Annotated in this window: 3 protein-coding genes; all 3 read left to right on the top strand. The window is 38.4% G+C overall.

Going from position 1 to position 6,878, the window contains the following annotated elements; genetic code table 11:
* Positions 1 to 280 precede the first annotated feature (280 nt).
* Complete coding sequence (locus tag LV92_RS19400) at positions 281 to 2,182, top strand: 3-keto-disaccharide hydrolase (protein ID WP_111625251.1); 1,902 nt, start codon at positions 281 to 283, stop codon at positions 2,180 to 2,182.
* A 16-nt stretch (positions 2,183 to 2,198) separates the two neighbouring features.
* Positions 2,199 to 4,157, top strand: a complete 1,959-nt coding sequence (locus tag LV92_RS19395) for a plastocyanin/azurin family copper-binding protein (protein WP_111625250.1) — start codon at positions 2,199 to 2,201, stop codon at positions 4,155 to 4,157.
* 200 nt (positions 4,158 to 4,357) lie between these two features.
* Positions 4,358 to 6,835, top strand: a complete 2,478-nt coding sequence (locus tag LV92_RS19390; RefSeq protein ID WP_146613561.1) for a TonB-dependent receptor plug domain-containing protein — start codon at positions 4,358 to 4,360, stop codon at positions 6,833 to 6,835.
* The last annotated feature ends 43 nt before the right edge of the window (positions 6,836 to 6,878 follow it).

The raw sequence follows: 6,878 nt of genomic DNA, 5'->3' as shown, positions 1-6,878 counted from the left end.
GCACTTACCATGTATATGGTAGGTGCTTTTTTTTGGACCAAAGTCATATAAGGGACTCCCCATATATAATTGGTTTCCTCATCTGTCTAGAATATAGGAGGAGATAACCGACTTATTTTTATACTTACGAAAACCTTTTCGTAGTTCAAATGCCCAGTGTTCGGAGGCTTGGCGATAAAGTGTTTTTTAGCATGTCTTTGGTGATATAGAAGTTTTATAACTTATAGTTATATATTTAAGGTTTGGAACTATTGTTTCAAGTAACTTAAGCTTCAATTTTATGAAAACACCATTGTTTTTAAGTGGGTTATTGCTGATTTTTATTTCATGCGGTGATCGTCCATCCAAAGAAACTACAACCACTACTAGTGAATCTACCAAAATAAAGGATTATCTGCCATTCACTGAGCTCCAACTAGACGACCTATCCTTATTTAAGGTGGAAAACGATAATTGGAAGATTGTTGGAGATGTCTATGTTGATAGGAAGCAGGACAAGTTATTGACATCCTCGCCAGGAAAAGGGATTTTGGCGAACATTCCGGATGGACAAATAAAAAATGGTCACATTTTTACAAATTTTGAACATGGGAATATAGAAATTGAGCTGGATGTGATGATGCCGGTCAACTCAAATTCTGGACTCTATTTTCAGGGTAGATATGAAGTTCAATTATTGGATAGTTGGGGTGTAAAGGAGCCTACATCTGGTGATATAGGAGGTATTTATCAGCGTTGGGACGATAGTAGGGAAGGTGATCATAAAGCTTATGAGGGACATTCCCCAAAAACCAACGCTTCAAAATCTCCAGGATTATGGCAGCATTTTAAAATTATATTTCATGCTCCCAAATTTGACGCTTCTGGTAATAAAATCAAAAATGCCGTTTTTCAAGAGGTATGGTTGAATGATGAGTTGATTCAGGAAGATGTAGAGGTAACTGGCCCTACAAGGGCTTCTTCCTTTAACGATGAAAAAGCTAGAGGGCCATTAATTATTCAAGGTGATCACGGACCGGTAGCGATAAGGAATCTAAAATACAAGCTATACGAAGATAAAAAGGTATCCCTATTGGATATCCATATGACCGAATACGAAAGCAATTCTGATTCAATTGCTGCCTTTGACACCCTAACAGTGATTAGGGATATAAAGGCAGACAGTATTTCTGCCAAAATGGTCACAGGGGATAGGGTGAAAAGAATATTGAAGTATGATGGTCAAATTGATGTTTCAAATTCAGGAACCTATCTCTTTGATATAGGGGTGAACAATGGTGGTGCCCTATTGATAATTGGAACCGATACTATAGTTGATTTAAATGGGGATTACAGTTTGGATACACCTGGGATAGGGGAAGTAGAACTGGAAAAAGGAAAACTGCCTTTCACTTTTATCTATAATAAACACAATCCTTGGAATTCTGGATTTAGAATAGAAGTGGAAGGTCCGGAAATACAAAAGATGTCCTTGAATGCCAAGAATTCTTTGGGTTCTTCCAATAGAGGACCAGCAGAGAATATATTGATTCAGGTTCTGAATGAGCCTACAACCCAGCGCGGATTTATGATGCATAATGGTGAAAAAAGGACACATTGCATCGCGGTAGGTACCCCGGAAAATATAAATTTCTCCTATGATTTAAGCAGGGAGTCCATATTACAGGTCTGGCATGGCGATTTTCTGGATGTTACCCAAATGTGGCATGCCCGAGGGATTAATCAACTTGCTGAACCCAAAGGTTTTTCGGTATCCTTTCACGGTGATCCAGATTTTATGATTTTGGAAAATAAGGACATAGTTTGGCCAGATAGTATTCCGTCAAATGTAAATTATAAGCAATTGGGATATGAAATAGAGGACAATGGTCTTCCAGTATTTTTAGTACAAGTAGAGGGAACGTCTATTAGCAATACATTTAAACCCTCTAAAAATGGTCGTGGGCTAACACGTACCATTGCCATTGAGGGCAATGGGGACATATGGCATAAAATTGCAGAAGGGGAATCTATTCACAAACTCGAGGATGGTACTTTCATTATTAACGATGAAAGTTATTTTATAGATTTTTCAAAAAAAAACAATTTAACTCCTCTGGTACGTCATTCCAATGGAAAGGATGAATTACTTCTAAAAATACCCGCAGGTAGCAAGAACATTAAGTACAATATTATTTGGTAACCCAAAACAACCAATTATGCAGATTTTAAGACAGGCAGTTTTTTTTGTATTACTAATAGTTGCAGTGCAAATTACATTTGGTCAGGACAGTTCGGACATGGCCAAAAAGGAATCGGAATATTATAAAATAGTAGATGTACCCATCCCAAAAGACATCGTTTTGGAAGTGGGTGGTCTAACTTTAACGGATGACGATAAATTAGGAGTTTCAACAAGAAGGGGTGAGGTATGGCTAATAGATAAACCCTATAGCTTAAATCCACAGTACAAGAGGTATGCCAATGGGTTGCATGAGGCATTGGGCTTGGCCTATAAGGACAATGGATTTTATCTTTCCCAAAGAGGGGAACTTACTAGATTGGAGGATAGGAACGGGGATGGAAAGGCAGATAGTTATAAGACTGTTTACTCTTGGCCATTGTCTGGTAATTACCACGATTATTCCTATGGGCCGTTAATTTTGCCCAATGGGGATATGTTGGTTACCTTAAATTTATCATGGATTGGTCATGGAGCCAGTTTGGTTAAATGGAGGGGGTGGATGTTAAAAATAACACCTGAAGGTGAAATGACTCCGATAGCGACCGGGTTAAGGTCGCCAGCGGGTTTCCAAGTCAGTCCTGAAGGCGATTATTTTTACACCGAAAACCAAGGAGATTGGGTAGGATCGGGAAGGATGACCCATTTGGAAGTTGGTGATTTTGCAGGTAATCCTGAAGGTTTAAGATGGACAGATGACCCACAGTCTCCCTTAAAATTAAAACAGGAAGAAATTGAAAAGCAATCTGGTTTAAGTCTTTATGAATATGCCAAAAAAGTGCCTGCGCTAAAGGCTCCTGCTATTTGGTTTCCCCATACCATACAGGGAATTTCTACATCGGATATTTTATATGATACCACCAAAGGGGATTTTGGTCCCTTTGAAGGACAGATGTTTATCGGTGACCAAGGGCATAGTAAGATTATGCGGGTTTTTATGGAGAAAGTCAATGGGGTGTATCAAGGTGCTTCATTTTTATTTCGTGAGGGCTTTTCTTCGGGTATATTAAGAATGATTTGGGGGAGTGATACCAGTATGTTTGTTGGAATGACCAGTAGGGGATGGTCTTCCACAGGTAAAGAAAACTTTGGTTTACAAAGATTGGTCTGGACAGGGAAAGTACCCTTTGAGATAAAAACTATGAAAGCACTTGATGATGGATTTCAATTGGAATTCACTCAACCTGTCAATAGAAAGTTGGCCAGTGATGTAGCTAACTATAAAATGAAAAATTTTACTTATCAATATCATAATACCTACGGTAGTCCCATTGTGGAGGAACAGCCGGTAATGGTACACAAAGCAGAGGTTTCGCCAGATAGGCTTTCCGTTAAATTAACTTTGCACGGAATGCGGTTGGGCTTTATTCACGAGATTAAAATCCCAGACCTTACCTCTGAGATTGGCAAAAAACTATTGCATAACACAGGTTACTATACTTTGAACGAAGTCCCTGGCGGAGTTTTGAAGTCACCACAAATGACAGGAATTGCCAAATCGGGTAAAAACATTGATCAACCTAAAAGAATAACAAAAATGCCTATTGATTGGAATAATAAATCCGATCAAAAATTAATGATAGGTACCAAACCTGGTTTAAAGTATGATGTTGAGGAAGTGCAGGTGAAAAGAGGAGCTAAGGTAGAGCTCACTTTTAATAATAACGACGATATGATGCACAACCTCGTAATTACCCAGAAAGGTGTGGAGTCGGTGGATAAGGTGGGGCAAATGGCCTTAATGCTGGGATTGGACGGGCCTGACTATAACTATGTACCGGATACCGATTTAGTGCTTTATCACACCGCTATTATGCAACCGGAAACAGCTGAAAAGATTTATGTTAAAATGCCTGAGGAACCAGGTGAATATTGGATAGTATGTACTTTTCCAGGTCATTCATCGGTGATGAGGGCCAAGCTTATTGTCCAATAATACTGAAAGAGATTATCTGTAGTTTATTGGTTTATTTATTTTTTAACGGGACCTTATTTCGTGGTTGGTGAAAATGTTCATTTCAATGACTTAATGTGCAAATGGTTCGCGAATATTTCTTTTTGCCAAAGTTAAATTATGTTTTTTTTAAAGAAAAAATTGTAGATTTAATTTTACAGTCGAACTAAATATTGAACCTTTTGAAAATATCATCATTAGTATTATTTCTTTGGATTGTGTTCACTAATTTCACTTATTCCCAGGGAAAGGATACATCTGAATATTCTATAGCTAATGATTCCATTAATTATCGGGAAAAGGTGTTCTTGCATCTGGACAAATCATATTATAATGCGGGGGAAGATATTTGGTTTAAAGTATACCTTTTAAACGCGGCTTCCCACTTATGGGATGCTATAAGGAATGTAGTATATGTAGATATTGTTGGTCCGGACAACAAAATAATAGACTTCAAAATAATTAGGATAGAAGATGGTATTGGCAATGGGGACTTTGCCTTGCCTTCAGATTTATATGGAGGTGCGTATACGCTAAGGGCCTATACAAACTATATGAGGAATTTTGAAGAGGACTATTTTTTTAGGCAGCAGATATACATTAGCCCATTGAACTTTATAACGAAAAGCGCTGGGACTGTTTTGGATGGGATTGATCAGGTGGAATCGGAAGTAGTATTGGAAGGGCAAATTCCAGATTTGCAATTTTTCCCTGAGGGTGGGCACTTGGTCAATGATTATTTTAACCGTGTTGGTTTCAAAATATTAGGGGTAGATGGCAGGTCCATGGATATTGAAGGTGTAATTTTAGATGATACGGGTGTCCAAATCACTGAATTTACATCTGCCCATTTAGGGATGGGACTTTTCGATATTAAGCCTGTAGCGGGAAGAAAATACACTGCCAATATTATGTATAATGGCAAAAAATATTCCTATGATCTGCCACATGGGGTCAATAATGGAATTGTAATGCGGGTCCAGGAATTAAGGGATTATTATCAAATAAATATTCAAACATCAAGTGCCAATGGGCTTAAAGGCTATAGTTTGCTTGGGAGCCAGCGAACGGGAACAATATATAATGCCCAAATTAAGCAGGATAAATCTATAGCTGTTTTTAAGGTCGATAAAAAGCTCCTTGTGACCGGTATTGCCCAATTTACCCTTATGGATGAAAAGAGTAAAGCCATTTCCGAGAGATTGGTATTTTACGATGACAGCAGTTCGTCTCCCCAAATAAAAATTATTCCTACTTCGCACACCAATGCCAAAAATGGCACGGTGGAATTAAGTGTAGAACTGGATTCCGATGGAATGGAGATATCGAATTTCGGAGCAAATATGTCTATGTCCATTATAGATTTAGCGGCAGCGTCACCTAGGGAATTTCAGTCCGATATACGAACGTATTTGTTGTTAAATTCAGAATTAAAAGGGGATATAGAACATCCTGGTTACTACTTTTATTCCGAAGATCCTAAAAGAAGACAGTTCTTGGACCTGTTGATGATGACTCAAGGATGGCGACAGTTTATAGTAAACGATTTGCCGAATATCAAGGGTGATTCGTTTGAGTTTATTAAGGAATTGGGAATCTCTGTGGAAGGCGGGGTGCGTAAATTTCACAATCCTGAAAAACCGGATGTAGCTACCGTGAAATTAACTTTTCAAGACAGTAATCTGATGGGTCGCCTAAGCATAAAATCCGACGAAGACGGAAGTTTTAAGTTTTTGGGGCTAGATATTATGGAAGATAATAAATTGGCTTTTGAAATGGTGGATTATGAGCGTCCAATGAAAGAATTCGCTGTTCAATTGGATTCCATAAGACCTGCACCCGTCAGTGCCATTAAGAAGGAGTATGGGCTAAGGGAAACTACCAACTTTGAACAATTTTTAGAAAATCCTAATGCAAGAAAAGGCTTTGATACGAATTTTGAAAACGAAATGATGAAATTGATCCAATTGGATGAAGTATTGATCTTAACTGAAGGTAAGTCAAAGAAAAAAGAGATGGATACAAAAAGAAGCACCAATTCTATTTACAGCAGTGTATCCAATACAGTGGATTTTTCAGAAATAAGAAATCAGCCCTATCCGAATATTTTGGCGGCTTTACGTGCACGTGTCCCTGGGGTAGATGTGTATGGTGGATTTGTGGCTATTAGAGGTGTTAATTCCATGAGTTCGGAAAGAGGAACCACCCCCCTTTTCCTTTTAAATGGTGTACCTGTAAACCAAGAAGCAATTGAAAACGTCCCTGTTTGGGAGGTCGATTTTATTGATGTTTTAAAAGGGTCTAGAGCTTCCATTTTTGGTTCCGAAGGAGGAAACGGTGTTATTGCAGTGTACACCCTAACAGGTAAGGAGCTTAAGGATCAGAAAAATAAAGTTGCTGGCAATGTGTTTAACTACCAGGGATTTTATAAGCCCAGAAAGTTTTACGAACCGGCGTATGGAAATGACGATCTGGGAGCGAATAGGAAAAAATTCAGTTCCACCCTCCATTGGGAGCCCACAGTGAAAATGGATAATAATGGAAAGAGCAAAGTGATTTTTCCAGCAGGAACGAAATCTTCCATCTATAGAGTTGTTTTACAAGGAATTACCAACGATGGTTTACCACTGGCTTCCGAAGCTGTTTTTGAAGTAGATTGATCGTTGCCCAATAAGCTTTTGGTGTAATACGTAGATTTAATGG

Origin of the sequence: Arenibacter echinorum (genome assembly GCF_003259375.1) — a bacterium.
Lineage (GTDB): Bacteria > Bacteroidota > Bacteroidia > Flavobacteriales > Flavobacteriaceae > Arenibacter > Arenibacter echinorum.
This window is presented reverse-complemented; position numbering and strand designations above follow the sequence as displayed.

Bases quoted from the DNA above. Each gene is read 5' to 3' on its own strand.
- LV92_RS19395 (WP_111625250.1), top strand. From the start codon at position 2,199: ATGCAGATTTTAAGACAGGCAGTTTTTTTTGTATTACTAATAGTTGCA.
- LV92_RS19400 (WP_111625251.1), top strand. From the start codon at position 281: ATGAAAACACCATTGTTTTTAAGTGGGTTATTGCTGATTTTTATTTCA.